This window comes from Mesorhizobium sp. M2E.F.Ca.ET.219.01.1.1 (genome assembly GCF_004016445.2).
Taxonomy (GTDB): Bacteria; Pseudomonadota; Alphaproteobacteria; order Rhizobiales; family Rhizobiaceae; genus Mesorhizobium.
The window spans coordinates 2,077,483-2,093,586 of record NZ_SADT02000001.1; the positions used below are offsets into that span (position 1 = coordinate 2,077,483).

General features: G+C 64.1%; 18 protein-coding genes. 13 read left to right on the top strand and 5 right to left on the bottom strand.

All coding sequences use genetic code 11. The features are described 5' to 3' along the window. Positions 1–156: 156 nt before the first annotated feature. Entirely contained in the window at positions 157–1,443 is a 1,287-nt protein-coding gene (locus EN862_RS09895) for a dihydroorotase (RefSeq protein WP_127863888.1), read from the bottom strand. Further along, a complete protein-coding gene (locus tag EN862_RS09900) occupies positions 1,440–2,405 on the bottom strand; it encodes an aspartate carbamoyltransferase catalytic subunit (RefSeq protein WP_127863889.1) in 966 nt (321 codons plus the stop codon). The genes EN862_RS09895 and EN862_RS09900 overlap by 4 nt, the downstream gene beginning before the upstream one ends. A gap of 162 nt (positions 2,406–2,567) precedes the next feature. Here EN862_RS09900 and EN862_RS09905 point away from each other — a divergent pair, with 162 nt between their 5' ends. The 3 genes from EN862_RS09905 to EN862_RS09915 all read left to right on the top strand — a co-directional run bounded on the left by EN862_RS09905 (position 2,568) and on the right by EN862_RS09915 (position 5,249). Next, on the top strand, positions 2,568–4,196 hold the full coding sequence (locus EN862_RS09905; protein ID WP_127863890.1) for a DNA alkylation response protein: 1,629 nt from the start codon (positions 2,568–2,570) through the stop codon (positions 4,194–4,196). Positions 4,197–4,347: 151 nt separating this feature from the next. Then, entirely contained in the window at positions 4,348–4,908 is a 561-nt protein-coding gene (locus EN862_RS09910; protein WP_127863891.1) for a hypothetical protein, read from the top strand. Further along, complete coding sequence (locus tag EN862_RS09915) at positions 4,908–5,249, top strand: DUF6105 family protein (protein WP_127863892.1); 342 nt, start codon at positions 4,908–4,910, stop codon at positions 5,247–5,249. The genes EN862_RS09910 and EN862_RS09915 overlap by 1 nt, the downstream gene beginning before the upstream one ends. Here EN862_RS09915 and ruvX read toward each other — a convergent pair. Beyond that, positions 5,191–5,673: a Holliday junction resolvase RuvX gene (ruvX, locus tag EN862_RS09920; RefSeq protein ID WP_127863893.1), complete on the bottom strand. Its 483-nt coding sequence runs from the start codon at positions 5,671–5,673 to the stop codon at positions 5,191–5,193. The genes EN862_RS09915 and ruvX overlap by 59 nt on opposite strands. Positions 5,674–5,791: 118 nt before the next feature. Between ruvX and EN862_RS09925 the strand changes: the two genes are divergently transcribed. The 5 genes from EN862_RS09925 to EN862_RS09945 all read left to right on the top strand — a co-directional run bounded on the left by EN862_RS09925 (position 5,792) and on the right by EN862_RS09945 (position 9,786). Further along, a complete protein-coding gene (locus EN862_RS09925) occupies positions 5,792–6,499 on the top strand; it encodes a metal-dependent hydrolase (RefSeq protein ID WP_127863894.1) in 708 nt (235 codons plus the stop codon). A 144-nt stretch (positions 6,500–6,643) separates the two neighbouring features. Continuing rightward, positions 6,644–6,931, top strand: a complete 288-nt coding sequence (gatC, locus tag EN862_RS09930) for an Asp-tRNA(Asn)/Glu-tRNA(Gln) amidotransferase subunit GatC (RefSeq protein ID WP_127863895.1) — start codon at positions 6,644–6,646, stop codon at positions 6,929–6,931. A 3-nt stretch (positions 6,932–6,934) separates the two neighbouring features. After that, positions 6,935–7,393, top strand: coding sequence for a GNAT family N-acetyltransferase (locus EN862_RS09935; protein WP_127863896.1), 459 nt, complete (start codon positions 6,935–6,937; stop codon positions 7,391–7,393). Next, positions 7,393–8,958 carry an amidase family protein gene (locus EN862_RS09940; RefSeq protein ID WP_127863897.1) on the top strand — a complete coding sequence of 522 codons (1,566 nt, stop codon included), beginning with the start codon at positions 7,393–7,395 and terminating at the stop codon, positions 8,956–8,958. The genes EN862_RS09935 and EN862_RS09940 overlap by 1 nt, the downstream gene beginning before the upstream one ends. 30 nt (positions 8,959–8,988) lie before the next feature. Continuing rightward, positions 8,989–9,786 carry a YdcF family protein gene (locus EN862_RS09945; RefSeq protein WP_127863898.1) on the top strand — a complete coding sequence of 266 codons (798 nt, stop codon included), beginning with the start codon at positions 8,989–8,991 and terminating at the stop codon, positions 9,784–9,786. On the opposite strand, the gene EN862_RS09950 is transcribed toward EN862_RS09945, so the two are convergent. Beyond that, positions 9,759–10,478 carry a DUF599 domain-containing protein gene (locus tag EN862_RS09950; protein ID WP_127863899.1) on the bottom strand — a complete coding sequence of 240 codons (720 nt, stop codon included), beginning with the start codon at positions 10,476–10,478 and terminating at the stop codon, positions 9,759–9,761. The genes EN862_RS09945 and EN862_RS09950 overlap by 28 nt on opposite strands. A 179-nt stretch (positions 10,479–10,657) precedes the next feature. Here EN862_RS09950 and EN862_RS09955 point away from each other — a divergent pair, with 179 nt between their 5' ends. The 3 genes from EN862_RS09955 to EN862_RS09965 all read left to right on the top strand — a co-directional run bounded on the left by EN862_RS09955 (position 10,658) and on the right by EN862_RS09965 (position 13,401). Continuing rightward, positions 10,658–12,061, top strand: coding sequence for an L-serine ammonia-lyase (locus EN862_RS09955; protein ID WP_127863900.1), 1,404 nt, complete (start codon positions 10,658–10,660; stop codon positions 12,059–12,061). 83 nt (positions 12,062–12,144) lie between these two features. Then, positions 12,145–12,582, top strand: coding sequence for a DUF1489 family protein (locus EN862_RS09960; RefSeq protein ID WP_127863901.1), 438 nt, complete (start codon positions 12,145–12,147; stop codon positions 12,580–12,582). A 120-nt stretch (positions 12,583–12,702) separates the two neighbouring features. Then, the gene (locus EN862_RS09965) at positions 12,703–13,401 is read left to right on the top strand and encodes a molecular chaperone DnaJ (protein ID WP_127863902.1); all 699 of its coding nucleotides are present in this window, start codon (positions 12,703–12,705) and stop codon (positions 13,399–13,401) included. Between the two features lie 43 nt (positions 13,402–13,444). Here the strand turns inward: EN862_RS09965 and EN862_RS09970 are convergent, their stop codons facing one another. Further along, positions 13,445–14,881 carry a D-alanyl-D-alanine carboxypeptidase family protein gene (locus tag EN862_RS09970; protein ID WP_127863903.1) on the bottom strand — a complete coding sequence of 479 codons (1,437 nt, stop codon included), beginning with the start codon at positions 14,879–14,881 and terminating at the stop codon, positions 13,445–13,447. A gap of 288 nt (positions 14,882–15,169) precedes the next feature. On the opposite strand from EN862_RS09970, the gene EN862_RS09975 reads away from it, so the two are divergent. Beyond that, on the top strand, positions 15,170–15,499 hold the full coding sequence (locus tag EN862_RS09975) for a phasin family protein (protein ID WP_095818678.1): 330 nt from the start codon (positions 15,170–15,172) through the stop codon (positions 15,497–15,499). Between the two features lie 277 nt (positions 15,500–15,776). Next, positions 15,777–16,103, top strand: a complete 327-nt coding sequence (gene clpS / locus EN862_RS09980; RefSeq protein ID WP_036258315.1) for an ATP-dependent Clp protease adapter ClpS — start codon at positions 15,777–15,779, stop codon at positions 16,101–16,103. The last annotated feature ends 1 nt before the right edge of the window (position 16,104 follow it).

Consider the following 16,104-nt stretch of genomic DNA (forward strand, 5'->3'; position numbering starts at 1 on the left):
TCCCGGCTCTCACCTTACGATTGATCCAATTTGCGTTATGCAACTCTGGTTTGCAATAGCTGGCGCTGCTCGAGCATCGGTCGGGCATAATGGTAGAGTTGAGAGGGTTCGCCAAGCAACTCTGTGCCTACAGGCTCGCCAGGGCCGAAGGGCGGTCTATCCGGAAAACACCGTGCGGCCCGCGACCACCGTCTGCAGGACCTTGCCCTGGAGGCGCGCACCTTCGAAACAGGTGTTCTTCGAGCGCGAGTGCAGGCCGCTTTCGCTTACGATCCATGGCTCGTCGAGATCGACGACCGCGAGATCGGCCGGCGCGCCCGGCCGCAGCGTGCCGCCCGGCAGGCCGAACAGTCTCGCCGGCGCGGTGGACAGCGTCTCGATCAGCCTGAGCAGCGGCACATCGCCATTGTGGTAGAGCCGAAGCGCCGCGCCAAGCAGCGTCTCCAGCCCGATGGCGCCGGCAGCGGCATCGGCGAAGGGCAGGCGCTTGGTGTCGACGTCTTGCGGGTCGTGCGAGGAGACGATGATGTCGATCGTGCCGTCCTTGACCGCTTCGATCATCGACAGGCGGTCGTCCTCGGCGCGCAAGGGCGGGGTCAGCCGGAAGAAGGTGCGGTATTCGCCGACATCGTTCTCGTTGAGCGACAGATTGTGGATGGCGACCCCAGCCGTGACATTGGCGCCGTCGGTCTTGGCCCGGTTCACCGCGCCGGCCGCCATCTCGGACGAGATCTTGGCGGCGTGATAGGCGCCGCCGGTCAGCCGGGCCAATGCCAGGTCGCGTTCGAGCGGGATCAGCTCGGCCTCGCGCGGAATGCCCGACAGGCCGAGCCAGCTCGCATAGAGCCCCTCATTCATGACGCCGGACGAGGCAAGATTGGCGTCCTGCGTCTCATGCGCGATCACGCCGCCGAAATCGCGCGCATAGGTCAGCGCGCGGCGCATCACCAGCGCGTTGGCGATCGTGTGCCGGCCGTCGGTGTAGGCGACGGCGCCGGCCTCGCGCAGCAGGCCGAATTCGGTCATCTCGCGGCCTTCGAGGCCCTTGGTGATCGCGGCCGCGGGGAAGATGTTCACGCTTGCGGTATCGCGGGCCGTGCGCAGCACGAACTCGACCAGCGCCACATTGTCGATCACCGGATCGGTATCCGGCATCATGACGATGGAGGTGACGCCGCCCGCCGCCGCCGCCACGCTTGCCGAAGCGATGGTCTCGCGATGCTCGCCGCCGGGTTCGCCGATGAAGACGCGAGCGTCGACAAGCCCCGGAATGATCGTCTTGCCGGCGCAGTCGACGACGGTGGCGCCTTCCGGCACGCCCTGGTTCAATGCGGCTTTCCCGGCCGCGACGATCTTGCGGCCGTCGACGATGACGCTGCCGATCTCGTCCACGCCGCGCGACGGGTCGACGATGTGCGCCTTGCTGAAGACGGTCACGCTCATGCGCCGCGCCCCTCATGGTTGCGGCGCGGGTCGAGCAGCGCCTCCATGACCGCCATGCGCACGGCGACCCCCATCTCCACCTGTTCCTGGATGACGCTTTGCGGTCCGTCGGCGATTTCGGAGGCGATCTCGACGCCGCGGTTCATCGGGCCGGGATGCATGACCAGCGCATCGTCCTTGGCGGCTTTCAGCTTTTCGGCATCCAGGCCGAAATAGCGGAAATATTCGCGGATCGACGGCACGAAGGCGCCTTCCATGCGCTCGCGCTGCAGGCGCAGCATCATCACCACGTCGGCATCCTTGAGGCCTTCGGCCATCGAACGTGACACGATCACGCCCATCCGGTCGATGCCGGAGGGCAGCAGCGTCGAAGGCGCCACGACGCGCACCTGCGCGCCCAGCGCGTTCAACAGCATGATGTTGGATCGGGCGACGCGCGAATGCAGGATGTCGCCGCAGATCGCCACGATCAGCTTCGACAGCGGGCCTTTGGCGCGGCGGATGGTCAGCGCGTCGAGCAGCGCCTGCGTCGGGTGCTCATGCGCGCCATCGCCGGCATTGACCACGGAGCAGCCGACCTTCTGGGCGAGCAGGGCAGCGGCACCCGCCGACTGATGGCGGATGATCAGGATGTCCGGCCGCATGGCGTTGAGGGTCATCGCCGTGTCGATCAGCGTCTCGCCCTTCTTCACGGAGGAACTTGCCACCGACATGTTCATGACGTCGGCGCCGAGACGCTTGCCGGCCAGCTCGAAGGAGGATTGCGTGCGGGTCGATGCCTCGTAGAACAGGTTGATCTGCGTGCGGCCGCGCAGCGTCGAGGTCTTCTTTTCTGGCTGGCGCGAGATCGACACGGCCCGGTCGGCGCGATCGAGCAGCAGCTCGATGTCGGCCGGGGAAAGATCGCGGATGCCCAGAAGATGGCGGTGGGGGAAGAGCGGCAGGGACGAAGCGTCGGTCATCTCAAGGCGCTGCTATAGGGTGCGCTCCGGCCTGCCGCAAGCGCCAGCTTTGGATTGCGGGCGTTCTCCCCGGTATTTTCGTCGCGCGTGCCGTAACGCTTGGGCTATAAGGCCGGATGGCCTCGGATTCGTGATCGCGGCCTTGGGATGTAAGGAAGACGCGTGACCGACGAGGTGATCAACCAGCCGCCGCCGCTGACGGGCGGCAACGCATGGCGGGGCGATCCGTTGCTCATCCAGCTTGCCGAGCGTTTTTCCGACCCCGTGCGCAAGGATCTCGACGGGCTTGGCCGGTTCGTGATGACGCAGGAGGCGCAGGAGCTTGCCCGCCTCGCCAACACCGACACGCCGAAATTGCGCACGCATGACCGCCAGGGCCGGCGCCTCGACCTGGTCGAATACCATCCAGCCTATCACGCCTTGATGCGCCGCTCGGTTGCCGGCGGCCTGCATTCTTCCGTCTGGGAGAACGGCGATGCCGAGATCGGCCGCCGCCACCAGGTGAGGGCGGCGCGCTTCTATCTGACCGCTGAGCTCGAGACCGGGCATCTGTGCCCCATCACCATGACCAGCGCGTCACTGGCGGCGCTGATGGCAAGCCCAAAACTTTTCCGCGAATGGGCGCCGCGCGTGACGACGCGCAAATACGACCAGACGCAGAAGCCGCCGGTGCAGAAGACCGGGCTGACGCTCGGCATGGGCATGACCGAGAAGCAGGGCGGTACGGATGTGCGCGCCAACACCACCAGGGCGGAGCGCACCGGCAGCGGTTTTTATCGGCTCACCGGCCATAAATGGTTCATGTCGGCGCCGATGTCGGATGCCTTCCTGGTGCTCGGTCAGGCACCGGAGGGGCTGTCCTGCTTCCTCGTCCCGCGCATCCTGGGCGACGGGTCCGGCAACGGCTTCCGCTTCCAGCGGCTGAAGGACAAGCTCGGCAACCGCTCCAACGCCTCGTCGGAGGTGGAGTTCGTCAACGCGATCGGCGAGATGGTCGGCGATCCGGGCGCGGGCGTGAAGACCATCATGGACATGGTGACGCTGACGAGGCTCGACTGCGCGGTCGCTTCCTCGGCGCTGATGCGGGCCGGGCTCGCCGAGGCCGTCCACCACACGCGCCACCGCCAGGTGTTCGGCTCAAACCTGATAGACCAGCCGCTGATGCAGCGGGTTCTGGCCGACATGGCGCTCGACGTCGCCGCGGCCACGGCGCTGTCGTTCCGGCTGGCGCGCTCCTTCGACGAGGCGGCGAGCGATCGTGGCGAGGCGGCCTTTGCCCGCGCCATGACGCCTGTGGTCAAATACTGGGTCTGCAAGATCGCGCCGGCGCTGCTCTACGAGGCGATGGAGTGCCTCGGCGGCAACGGCTATGTCGAGGAAGCGCCGCTTGCCCGCTATTATCGCGAAGCGCCGGTCAACGCGATCTGGGAAGGCTCGGGCAATGTCATGGCGCTCGACGTGCTGCGCGTGCTTGGCCGCGCGCCCGGGCTGTTCGAGGAAGTGCTGGCCGGCATCGACCGCGATCTCGGCACCGGCGGACGCGGCACGATCGGCGTGCTGAAGGCGGCGATGCAGGTCGCCTCGACCGACCAGGGGTCGGCGCGCCTCTTGACGGAACAACTCGCGCTTTCGGCCGCCGCGGCGGAGCTGCGCCGGCTGGGAGCAGGGCGGATCGCCGACGCCTTCGTCGAAACGCGGCTCGGCGGCCAGTGGCGCACCACCTACGGCATGCTCGATTCGCGCCACGATGCGCGCATGATCATCGATACGCTCTATCCGCCGGTGATCTGATCCACCTTTCCAACGCCGATTGCCGGCCTGTGGATAGCCGTTAACCTTAACAAATGGTTTCCATTGCGGCGGACCTTCGCAAAGCCCAATCTCCGCTTGCTGGAGTAGGGAAGGGTTAACCATGGCCCGGGCTCCGCGAAGCAGGATCCTTATGCGGCACGTGTTGAGCTCAGTTCTGGCCTTGCATTGGGCGGTGGTTTTCGCCCTGCTTGCCTATGTCTGCATGGACGGCAGCCGGGGCATAGCAGCGGCGCTTGGCGTGCTTGGCCTCTCAATCCAGGGCGGCCGGTTTCCGCAGCTTGAAAATGTTGCCGTGGTCGCGCCGCTTTCGGTCGCGCTCCTGACCGTCGCGGTGTTGTTCTGCTGGGCCTTTGTCGAAACGCTGCTCAACGGCGCGGCAAGGCTGGACGCGGGTGAGAGCGTCGCCCGGGTCGCCTTCATCTTCGCATCGTCCCTGCTTTCGCTGATTCTCATCGGCGGCGTGGCGCAAGGCATCGACGGCCTGTTCGTGATCGTCGGCATTCAGATGACGGCACTGCTTGCCTCCTATGTCGCGGTGACGGCCGAACGCCGCTCCGCCATTGCCGCCGCAATGAATCTGCCCCAAGGCGATGTTCGTGCCGCCTCGCGCATGGCGATGGGGGCTGCGCACAGCTCCTTGCTTTCGCGCATATCAGGCCGTCCGGAAAACAAACCTGGAGGCAGCCGCTGATGCGCACGCTGTTCACACTCTGGGCTGCTCCGATGGCCATCTTCTGGGGATGGTTCTTCCTGTCGGCCAACGACATGAATTTCGGCTATGTGATGCTGAGCCGACAGGTGCACGATTTCGCCTTCCAGCTTTATGGCCAGATGCTAGGCGTCGACCCGGCCATCATCCCTGGCATGGTGGCGCGAACCTGCGTTTTCGACTTTTTCCTGCTGATGGGGCTGTGGGCCTTCCGCCGCCGGCGCAACATCGCCGAATGGATCAGGCAGCGCCGGCAGGGCAATATCAGCGAAGACGGTCTTGCCGGAGCGACTGAAGCCGGTCCAACGCTCCCTGCAGAATAAAGGCGGCGGCCGCCGAATCGATCTTGCCCGCGCGCTTCTTGCGCGAGAAATCCATCTCGATCAGCGTCCGCTCGGCCGCGACCGTCGACAGGCGCTCATCCCACAGCACGAAGGGCAGGTCCGAAAGCGGCGCCATGTTGCGGACGAAGGCACGCGATTTTTGCGCACGGGGCCCTTCCGAGCCGTCCATGTTGACGGGAAGGCCAAGCACGATGGCGCCGACATTATCCTTCTCGAGCTGAGCGAGCAGTTGGGCGGCGTCGAGCGAAAACTTCTTGCGCAGGATCACCGGCCGCGGATGGGCGAAGGACAGCCCGCGATCGGAGACCGCCACGCCGATCGTCTTGTCGCCGAGATCGAGCCCGGCGAGCGTCTTGCCGTCGGCAAGCCGCTCCGGCAGTTCCTCGATTGAAATAATGGCCAAAGGCTTCCTCTGACATCCGGGCGTCACACATCCTTTTGACGGTAGAGAACGCCGCGCTACTTTCAATTTGCCGCCAGCGTTCTATCCTTCGGCAACAGAAAAATCGAGGAAAGCATTGATGAAACTGACATGGTATGGACATTCGGCATTCCGCGTCGAGACCAAGGATGCCACCATTCTCATAGACCCCTATCTGGTCGGCAACCCGTCCTGGACGGGCGGCTGGGAAGGCCCGGCGGAAGGCGTCACGCATGTTCTCCTGACCCATGGCCACAACGACCATGTCAGCGGCGCGATCCAGGTGCTGAAGAAAAGCGTCGCCACGCTGGTCGCCAATTTCGAGATCTGCATGTACCTGGTCGGCCAGGGCGTTAGCAGCGACAAGATCAATCCCGGCAATATCGGCGGCACGGTCGATTGCGGACCATTCACCACGACCTTCGTCCAGGCGCTGCATTCGTCTTCTTTCGGCGGCGAAGGCGGCACGAACACCTATCTCGGCAATCCGGGTGGGCTCGTCCTGCATTTTCCCGAGGACAAGACGCTCTACCACATGGGCGACACCGACATCTTCTCCGACATGGGGCTGATCAACGAGCTGCACGAACCGAAGATCGGCATCGTGCCGATCGGCGACCGCTTCACCATGGGCGGCGCGGTGGCGGCCCTTGCCTGCCGCCGCTTCTTCGGCTTCGACACCGTCATTCCCTGCCATTTCGGCACCTTCCCGATGATCGACCAGACCGCCGACAAGTTCGTCGCCGGCATGGATGGCTCGGGCGTCAAGGTGGCGCTGCCCGAGATCGGCAAGGCGATCACGATCTAAGGCGCTTCGCTCTTCTGCGATGGGGTCGCACTGTCCTGGGCGACCCCTGGGCATCTCCGGGCCGATCGGGCCGACATGATCCATGTTGCGCGCTGAGCGCCACGCCGCTATAGCCCGCACTGGTTTTCCCGAGGCGAAAAGAACATGTCCGTTGATCTTCAGACCGTGAAGCGCGTCGCGCACCTTGCCCGTATCGCGGTGAGCGAGGAGGACGCCGAGCGCATGACTGGCGAATTGAACGCCATCCTCGGTTTCGTCGAGCAACTGAACGAGGTCGATGTCTCGGGCGTCGAGCCGATGACTTCGGTCACGCCGATGGAGATGAAGAAGCGCCAGGATGTCGTCACCGACGGTAACAAGCCCGCCGACATCGTCGCCAACGCGCCGGCAACCGAAGAGAACTTCTTCCTCGTTCCGAAGGTGGTGGAGTAGGCCGTGGCTGTCGAGATCGCCGTCGAGACGCCTTTGCAGGACGACGTGCGCGCGCTGGTCGCCGAACTCAATGCCGCGCTGCTCGAACTGACGCCGCCCGAGCATTGCTATCATCTGACCGTCGAGCAGATGGCTGGTTTGGATACGACGGTGTTCATCGCGCGCGACAACGGCCTTGCGGTAGGTTGCGGCGCGCTGAAGCGGCACGACGAGGCGATCGGCGAGGTCAAGCGCATGTACACGCGGCCGTCGCATCGCGGCCAAAAGATCGGCGCCGAGATCGTCGGACGCGTCGAGGCGCTTGCCCGCCACGAAGGATTGACGCGGCTGGTGCTCGAAACCGGCGATCGCCACCCCGCCGCCTGGACCGTTTATGAGCGCGCCGGATTCACGCGTTGCGGACCGGTGCTGGATTATCCCGACTCCGAATGGTCGGTGTTTTACGAAAAGAGCCTTGCCTGATGAGCGATCTCACACATCTCACCATTTCCGAGGCCCGCGCCAAGCTGCGCGGCAAGGAGATCACCGCGGCCGAGATCACCGAGGCCTATCTCGCGGCGATCGAGCGCGCCAATCCGGTGCTGAACGCCTATGTGACTGTCACCGCTGATAAGGCGCGCGACATGGCCAAGAACTCGGATGCCAAGCTCGCCAAGGGCGAAGGCGGGGCGCTGGAGGGCATCCCGCTCGGCATCAAGGACCTTTTCGCCACCGAAGGCATCCACACCCAGGCCTGCAGCCATGTGCTGGACGGATTCAAGCCGCGCTATGAATCGACTGTGACCGCCAATCTGTGGGCCGACGGCGCCGTTATGCTCGGCAAGCTCAACATGGACGAGTTCGCCATGGGCTCATCCAACGAGACCTCCTATTACGGGCCGGTGATCAATCCGTGGCGCCGCTCGCGCGTCGATACGGTCGTCATGCCGACGACGCATCAGGGCGATGGCGGCTTTGTCTCCGCCGGCGGCACCAAGACTCAGCGCACGCTCGACAACGCTCAACTGGTGCCGGGCGGCTCGTCCGGCGGCTCGGCGTCGTCCGTGGCCGCATTCCTGTGCGCCGGCGCCACCGCAACCGACACCGGCGGCTCGATCCGCCAGCCCGCCGCCTTCACCGGCACGGTCGGCATTAAGCCGACCTACGGGCGCTGCTCACGCTGGGGCATCGTTGCCTTCGCCTCGTCGCTCGACCAGGCCGGGCCGATCGCCCGCGACGTGCGCGACGCCGCGATCCTGTTGAAGTCGATGGCTTCGGTCGATCCGAAGGACACGACCTCGGTCGACCGCCCGGTGCCGGATTATGAGGCGGCGATCGGCAAGCCGATCAAGGGCATGAAGGTCGGCATTCCGAAGGAATACCGCGTCGACGGCATGCCGGAAGACATCGAGGCGCTCTGGCAGAAAGGCATTGCCTGGCTGAAGGATGCCGGCGCCGAGATCGTCGATATCTCGCTGCCGCACACCAAATATGCCTTGCCGGCCTATTACATCGTGGCGCCCGCCGAGGCGTCTTCGAACCTCGCTCGTTACGACGGCGTGCGCTACGGCCTGCGCGTGCCCGGCAAGGACATCATCGACATGTATGAGAAGACGCGCGCCGCCGGTTTTGGCCGCGAGGTCAAGCGCCGCATCATGATCGGCACCTATGTGCTGTCGGCCGGCTATTATGATGCCTATTACCTGCAGGCGCAGAAAGTGCGCACGCTAATCAAGCGCGACTTCGAGAATGTCTTTGCAGCAGGCGTCGACGTCATCCTGACGCCGGCAACCCCGTCGGCCGCCTTCGGCATCGCCGACGAGGACATGGCCTCCGATCCGGTCAAGATGTATCTCAACGACATCTTCACCGTGACGGTGAACATGGCGGGCCTTCCCGGCATTTCCGTGCCTGCCGGCCTCGACGGCAAGGGCCTGCCGCTCGGCCTGCAGCTGATCGGCCGCCCGTTCGACGAGGAAACGCTGTTCCAGACGGCGCATGTTATCGAGCAGGCGGCGGGCAAATTTCAGCCGGAAAAGTGGTGGTAAGGTCATACCTCATCTGACAGAGGGTGAGGGATGTTCTACTACCTGTCCAAAATCTTCTGGTTTTTCGGCCAGCCGATCAACCTCGCGATCTTTCTGCTGCTTGCCGGCCTGTTGGCAGCGCTGTTCCGGCGGCGCCGGCTGGCAGCGACGGGCACTGTGCTCGGCATCGCGATCCTGGTTCTTTCGGCCTGGACGTCGGTCGGCGCGATGATGCTCACCCCGCTGGAAGAACGCTTTCCGAAGCCGCCATTGCCCGAGAAGGTCGACGGCATCGTCGTGCTTGGCGGTGGCTTCGAGGGCGCCATCAATCTGGCGCGCGGCGGTTATGAGCTGAACAGCAGCGGCGATCGTATGGTCGAAACGGCGATCCTGGCCAGGCGCTTTCCCCAGGCGAAGATCGTCGTGTCCGGCGGCAACGGTTCGCTTTTCCTCGACGGCGAGGGCGATGCCGACACGGCGCCGAGGCTACTCGGGGCGCTCGGCGTTTCGGCCGATCGCCTGATCCTCGAGGACAAGTCGCGCAACACTTACGAGAATGCTGTCTTCTCGCGAAAGCTTGTCGAGCCGAAACCGGGCGAGACATGGCTGCTGGTCACCTCGGCCTTCCACATGCCGCGCGCCAAGGCGTTGTTCGACAAGGCGGGCTTTGCGACCATTCCGTGGCCGGTCGACTATCGAACCTCAGGCAAGGAAGGCGTCGGCTTCTACCGCGACAATCCAGTCGACTCGCTGCAGTCGACCACAATCGCCGTCCGCGAGTGGATTGGGCTTTTCGCCTACAGGCTCGTCGGCAAGATCGATCAGCTCTTCTCAGGACCGGGCGGCTGACCGAGCACCGCCTGCCGCGCCGCTGAAAAGAACTGGCGGCGCACCAGCACCGCAAGAAGCACCAGCGTCGAGATCACGAAGACGACCGGGTCGACGAACCAGCCGAGATAGCCGATCGAGAAGAAGACGGCGCGCAGGCCGGAATTGAAGTGCTTGCCGGCGAGCACGTTCATGCGTGTCGCCCGCCACACCGCGGTTTCGCTGACCGGATTGCGCGAAGCCGGGCCATGCGGCGTCGGCACCGCGCCGATCAGGATCGAGCAATAGTTGAACAGCCGGTAGGCCCAGCCGAATTTGAAGAAGGCGAAGGCGAGAATGAGCACCAGGCCGAACACCTTGGTCTGGAAGGCTTCGCGCGAGGAAGCCGCGCCGAAGGGCAGGTCGGCCAGAACCTGCAGCACGCGGTCGGAGGCGCCGAGCAGGGCAAAGCAGCCGCCGAGCGCAATCAGGGAAGACGAGGCAAAAAAGGCGGTGCCTTGCTGCAGGCCGCCCATGATGGCGGTGTCGACGATGCGGATTTCGCGCTCGGCCATATTGCGCATCCAGGCTTCGCGCTGGGCGTTCATCGCGGTCGTCAGCGACACGCGGCTGATCAGCCTACCGTCGGAGGCGAGCGTATGAAGCACCCAGACAACCAGGAAGAAGATCAAAGCCGTCAGATCTGCCATTGAGAGGTGAAGTGAGTCGCCCATGCGTTCTTGTAACACAGGCCGAGCCGGCGCTTCGACGGGCGTTCGAAGTTGCCGGAGGGCAATGTCGCTGGCGGAGCAAACAAGGTCGGCAGCCGCTGCGCCGCGACATGCAAAACAGCGGAAACATCGCGGGAGTTCCTATATGTAAGCCTTGATCGGCCCCAGGAGACAACGGCCCCGTGTTCCTTTCGGTTTTCGACCTGTTCAAGATCGGCATCGGCCCTTCGAGCTCGCACACGATGGGGCCGATGACGGCCGCGCGCCGTTTCCTCGACGAGATCGTGGCCGGCGACTGGCCACGGCCGGCGGGCGTGAAAGTCGACCGTATCGGCGCCAGCCTGCATGGCTCGCTCGCCTATACCGGCATCGGCCATGGTTCCGACCGCGCCGTGATCCTCGGCCTGGCCGGCCAGACGCCGCAGACGGTCGATCCGGACGAGGCCGACGGCATCGTCGCCAGCATCGGGGCGGAGAAGCGCATTTCGCCGCCTGGGCATCCGACCTACCGGTTCGACCCTGCCAAGGACCTTGTGCTCGACCGCAAGACGCCGCTGACCGGCCACGCCAACGGCATGGCCTTCTATGCCTATGACGCTTCCGATCGGCTGCTCCTCAAACGCATCTATTATTCGATCGGCGGTGGCTTCGTCGTTTCCGAGGAAGAGCTGCAGCGCATGAAGACCAAGGGCTCGGTGACGACCGAGGGCAGACGAGTGCCGTATCCGTTCAAGAATGCCGTCGAGATGCTGGCGATGGCGGCCAAGAGCGGGCTTTCAATCGCCGAAATGAAGCGCGCCAACGAAGAAAAACACATGTCGCGCGAGGAGCTTGATGCGGGGCTGGACGCGATCTGGGGCGCGATGAAGGGCTGCATCGATCGCGGCCTGTCGCAGGACGGCATCATGCCGGGCGGGCTGAAGGTGCGCCGCCGCGCGCGGCAGCTCCACGACAAGCTGCAGGAACAGTGGCAGCAGAACCGGCCCAACCCCTTGCTCGCCAATGACTGGCTGTCGATCTACGCCATGGCGGTCAATGAAGAGAACGCGGCCGGCGGGCGCGTCGTCACCGCGCCGACCAATGGCGCTGCCGGTACGCTGCCGGCGGTGCTGCGCTATTGGCTGCATTTCCATCCCGAAGCCGACCAGCCAAGCATCCGCGACTTCCTGCTGACGGCGGCCGCCGTGGGCGGCATCATCAAATCGAACGCGTCGATCTCAGGGGCCGAAGTCGGCTGCCAGGGCGAGGTGGGTTCCGCTTCCGCGATGGCCGCCGCCGGCCTGTGCGCCGTCATGGGCGGCACGCCCGAGCAGGTGGAGAATGCCGCCGAGATCGCGCTCGAACATCATCTCGGCATGACCTGCGACCCGGTCGGCGGCCTGGTGCAGGTGCCCTGCATCGAGCGCAACGCGCTGGGCGCGGTCAAGGCGGTGACCGCCGCCTCCTTGGCCATCAAGGGCGACGGCACGCATTTCGTGCCGCTCGACGCCGCGATCGAGACCCTGCGCCAAACCGGCCTCGACATGAACGAGAAATATAAGGAAACCAGCCTCGGCGGCCTGGCGGTGAACGTGGTGGAGTGCTGAGGTCTTGCCGAGATCAAGGCTGGCCCTGTGGAGAAGTTGCTCAAGGCGTTGACGCGTCAACCCCTGCGGCTAAATCTTGGGGCATGTCTCTCAATCTCCTAAAACTCTGCGTCGGCTGCGACAGCGTCGAGGATCTCGAAGAGTGGATCGCCTTCCGCCTCGACGAGCGGCGCCGCGCCGGCGAGCCGGCCGAGCATTGGCACACCACCCGCATGGTGCCGACGCGCGGCAGCGAGATCACGGATGGCGGATCGCTCTATTGGGTGATCAAGGGCAGCGTGCAGTGCCGACAGCTGATCACCGAGATTCGGCCTTTTACTGACGCTGAAGGTATCAGCCGCTGCCATCTGGTGCTCGATCCCGAGGTTGTGCGCACCGACTGGCAGCCGCGGCGCGCTTTCCAAGGCTGGCGTTACCTCAAGCCCGCTGATGCGCCGGCCGATCTCGGCAAGGGCAGGTTGGCATTCGCCGAAATGCCGCCGAAGCTGAGACTGGAACTCGCCGAACTCGGGCTGCTCTAAAGCGGCTTGTGTATCGCTGTCCCGCGCTGGCCCTTCGGCTCGTCCAGCGTGGGGCTTGCAAGCGCCGGACCTAGGTCCCATCCTATTTCCTATGCTCAGTCATCCGTATGGCGCTAACCGATGGGCGTGATCCTCGCTTTGGCAGCGGTGCTCGTGGTGCTTTTCGGCGCCGCGGTGCTTTTTGTGCGCGCGGATCCTGCAAGGATGGCGGACAGCCTCAGGTCGCTTGGGCCGGCCTTGCTTGGCCTGGTCGGCGCGCCGATGCTGATCTTCGGCCGCAGCCTTATCGGCGGGTTGCTCCTGCTGGCGGCGCTCGCCTGGGTCGTCTGGATTCGTACGAGGCGACCTCCGGCGCGGGCCGCCGCTTCCAAGCATTCGACGGTGCGCACCGCTGCACTCGAAATGGACCTCGACCATGACAGCGGCAGGCTCGAGGGGCTCGTTCTGGCCGGTCGCTATGAAGGCAAGATGCTTGGTGCGATGGGGCTGACGGATCTGCGCCAGCTTCATGGCGAGCTCAATCCGGACCCGGAGAGCCGCCAGCTTTTAGAGACGTATCTTGACGGCCGTTTTCCCGTCTGGCGCAAGGACGCGCAGCCGCACGGTGGCGAAGGGCTGAGTGTTGCGCCAGGTGCGGGCGCCATGACTAAGGAGGAGGCCTACAAGGTCCTTGGTCTTGAAGCGGGGGCTGCCGCGGCGGATATCCGCAAGGCGCACCGCCGCCTGATGCAGCGCCTGAACGCCGATGTCGGCGGCACGTCTGTCCTGGCGGCGCGAATCAATGAAGCCAAGGACGTCCTGCTCTCCAATCACGATTAGTCTCCTTCGACGCCGGTACCTTCCGGGAGATTTCAACAGCCGCCTATTGCTCGACGGCGTAGCACGAAATTTTCTTGCGCTTCAGCGCATCGCAGGCCTTCCAAGCGGCATTCTTCGAGCCGAAGCCGCCGAAGCGGGCGCGGTAGTAGGTGGTGCCGTCCTTGTCGAAGGCGACGGTGAAACCGGAAGCGTCGGCCAGGACCTTCGGCGCCTGCTTGGCTGTCTGGTCGAGCAGGGTCTGCGCTCCGGATTTGGTGGGCGAGGAGGCAACCTGAACCACCCAGCCGGACGGAACCGACGACGTCTTGACCGGATCGATCGCCGGCGCGGCGGGTGCCTGTTCGGCATAGGCAGTGACCGCCTGCGACGTGGTCTCCTGCGGCTTGGGAGCCGGCGTCATGGCGGCCACGGCAACCGTCTTCACCTTCTTGACTTGGATCACGGGCTTCGTCTCTTCGGCGACCTGTTGGGTGTCGTCCTCAACGCTATCGGCGGCGTCATCGGCCGAGGCGACGACAGTGTCGTCCGTCGCCGGCTTTTCGTCCGGAGTCGGAGCGTCTTGCTTGGGCGAGAAGACCTTGGCCAGCGTCTTGATCGGGTTGTCGTTGCCCTTGGCGATGAGATCGCCGCCGCCGCGTGTCGAGGCGCGCGGTAGATAGGTGTTGATCAGCGCGGCCATCTGGTTGTCGCGGCTGCGGCCGGAAGCGCCGCCCATCACCACAGCGACAAGCCGACGATCGCCATCGGCGACGGAGGACACCAGATTGTAGCCCGAGGCGCGGGTGTAGCCGGTCTTGATACCGTCGACGCCCTTGATGCGGCCGAGCAGGCGATTGTGGCCGTTGATGCGCTGACGGCCATACAGGAACGAGCGCTGCGAGAAATAGCCGTAATATTGCGGGAAGTGCTCGCGCAGCGCGATGCCAAGCATGGCCATGTCGTGCGCGGTGGTGAACTGGCCCGGATCGGGTAGGCCGTTGGCGTTGCGGAAGACGGTGCCGTTCATGCCGAGCTGACGCGCCTTGGCCGTCATCATGCGGGCGAAATTGTCTTCGCTGCCGCCTAGCATCTCGCCAAGCGCGGTGGCCGAGTCGTTCGCCGATTTCGTCACGATCGAGAGGATCGCGGTCTCGACCGGAACCGAGCCGCCGGGGCGCACGCCAAGCTTGGTCGGCGCCTCGGCGGAGGCATGCGCGGAAAAAGGAACCGGCGTGTTCTTGCTGATCCTGCCCTTCGCCAGCGCCTCGAAGGTGAGGTAGAGCGTCATCATCTTGGTGAGCGACGCCGGATAGCGCCTGCCATTGGCGTCGGCCGAATAGAGCACCTTGCCGGTCTTGGCGTCGACGACGATGGCCGCGGACTTGGCGGCAAGCGCCGACGCGACATCGGCGGCGACAATCGTTACCGCGAGCGCGGCAACCATGATTGCCTTGATGGAGAATGAAGATTTGGAGACGAAGCCCGACAACGCCTGACGCACCGTTACTTACCCTGAATTTTCGTTGCCCCGGAGGCGGCAAAGGGAGTGCCTGCCTCACTTCTGGCCAAGCTATCGCGCGCAGCGTTACCAATCCGTTTATGGTAACCGCCGCGTTCACCATTTTTCGGCAAATCGAACTTTTCTTTAATCGAATTTTACCGGCCGGCGGGGCCGGAGCGCCGGCTTACCCAAGGGATTCTTGACTTTTGTGCAACGCACAATATATTGAGGTGCATTGCACAAGGGCGCCCGGGGCCAAAAGGGCGTTTCAACCAAGGGAAGAATGAAATGACCCAGACCTATGAGGACTTCTCGAAATACGGCAAGGAGTTTGCCGACACCGGGCTGAAGAGCTTTGCCTCCCTCACCAAGGGCGCGCAGGCGATCGCCACCGAAGCCGGCGAATACACCAAGAAGAGCTTCGAGGCCGGCAGCGCCGCCGTCGAGAAGCTGTTCGCGGCCAAGTCGATCGAGAAGGCCATCGAGATCCAGACCGATTACGCCAAGCAGAGCTATGAGAGCTTCGTGGCCGAAGCCAGCAAGATCGGCAATCTCTATGCCGAACTCGCCAAGGAAGCTTACAAGCCCTTCGAATCGGTCGTCGCCAAGGCGAAGTAATTTCGTCCCATCGCAGCCGATACGGCCAACCGGCCTGCAGAAAGGACCCGGTCGCGGAAACGCGGCCGGGTTTTTTCATGCGTGATCGCAACCCGATGCACATTGCCGCATTCACGATTGAGAAATTCGCTGAGGTTTGCCCACCTAGCCATATTGTCAGCTAAACAGAAGGGCTTAAAATCGTCCATCGAGAACCTACATGTTGAACTCGCATGAGGATTCGAAAAGGCTGGACTACGTGACGATCGGTTTGACTGCCACGGCGGGCGTGGTGCGAATGCAAAGTGACGGGGACCGCAACGATCCCGGTCGCGGTACCGCTGTCATCACGCGCACCAAAACCAAGACCAAGAAGCCCAGTCTCTATCGGGTTCTCATTCTGAACGACGACTACACTCCCATGGAGTTCGTCGTTCACGTCCTGGAGCGTTTTTTCCAAAAGGACCGCGAGGCCGCCACGCGCATCATGCTTCATGTTCACAATCATGGAGTGGGCGAGTGCGGTATCTACACATTCGAGGTGGCCGAGACCAAAGTGTCCCAGGTCATGGATTTCGCCCGACAGAATCAGCATCCGCTGCAATGCGTGATGGAGAAGAAGTGAG

Coding starts and splice junctions, on each gene's coding strand:
- EN862_RS09895 (WP_127863888.1), bottom strand. CDS start 1,443: ATGAGCGTGACCGTCTTCAGCAAGGCGCACATCGTCGACCCGTCGCGC.
- EN862_RS09900 (WP_127863889.1), bottom strand. CDS start 2,405: ATGACCGACGCTTCGTCCCTGCCGCTCTTCCCCCACCGCCATCTTCTG.
- EN862_RS09910 (WP_127863891.1), top strand. CDS start 4,348: ATGCGGCACGTGTTGAGCTCAGTTCTGGCCTTGCATTGGGCGGTGGTT.
- EN862_RS09915 (WP_127863892.1), top strand. CDS start 4,908: ATGCGCACGCTGTTCACACTCTGGGCTGCTCCGATGGCCATCTTCTGG.
- EN862_RS09925 (WP_127863894.1), top strand. CDS start 5,792: ATGAAACTGACATGGTATGGACATTCGGCATTCCGCGTCGAGACCAAG.
- gatC (WP_127863895.1), top strand. CDS start 6,644: ATGTCCGTTGATCTTCAGACCGTGAAGCGCGTCGCGCACCTTGCCCGT.
- EN862_RS09940 (WP_127863897.1), top strand. CDS start 7,393: ATGAGCGATCTCACACATCTCACCATTTCCGAGGCCCGCGCCAAGCTG.
- EN862_RS09945 (WP_127863898.1), top strand. CDS start 8,989: ATGTTCTACTACCTGTCCAAAATCTTCTGGTTTTTCGGCCAGCCGATC.
- EN862_RS09950 (WP_127863899.1), bottom strand. CDS start 10,478: ATGGGCGACTCACTTCACCTCTCAATGGCAGATCTGACGGCTTTGATC.
- EN862_RS09960 (WP_127863901.1), top strand. CDS start 12,145: ATGTCTCTCAATCTCCTAAAACTCTGCGTCGGCTGCGACAGCGTCGAG.
- EN862_RS09965 (WP_127863902.1), top strand. CDS start 12,703: ATGGGCGTGATCCTCGCTTTGGCAGCGGTGCTCGTGGTGCTTTTCGGC.
- EN862_RS09975 (WP_095818678.1), top strand. CDS start 15,170: ATGACCCAGACCTATGAGGACTTCTCGAAATACGGCAAGGAGTTTGCC.
- clpS (WP_036258315.1), top strand. CDS start 15,777: ATGCAAAGTGACGGGGACCGCAACGATCCCGGTCGCGGTACCGCTGTC.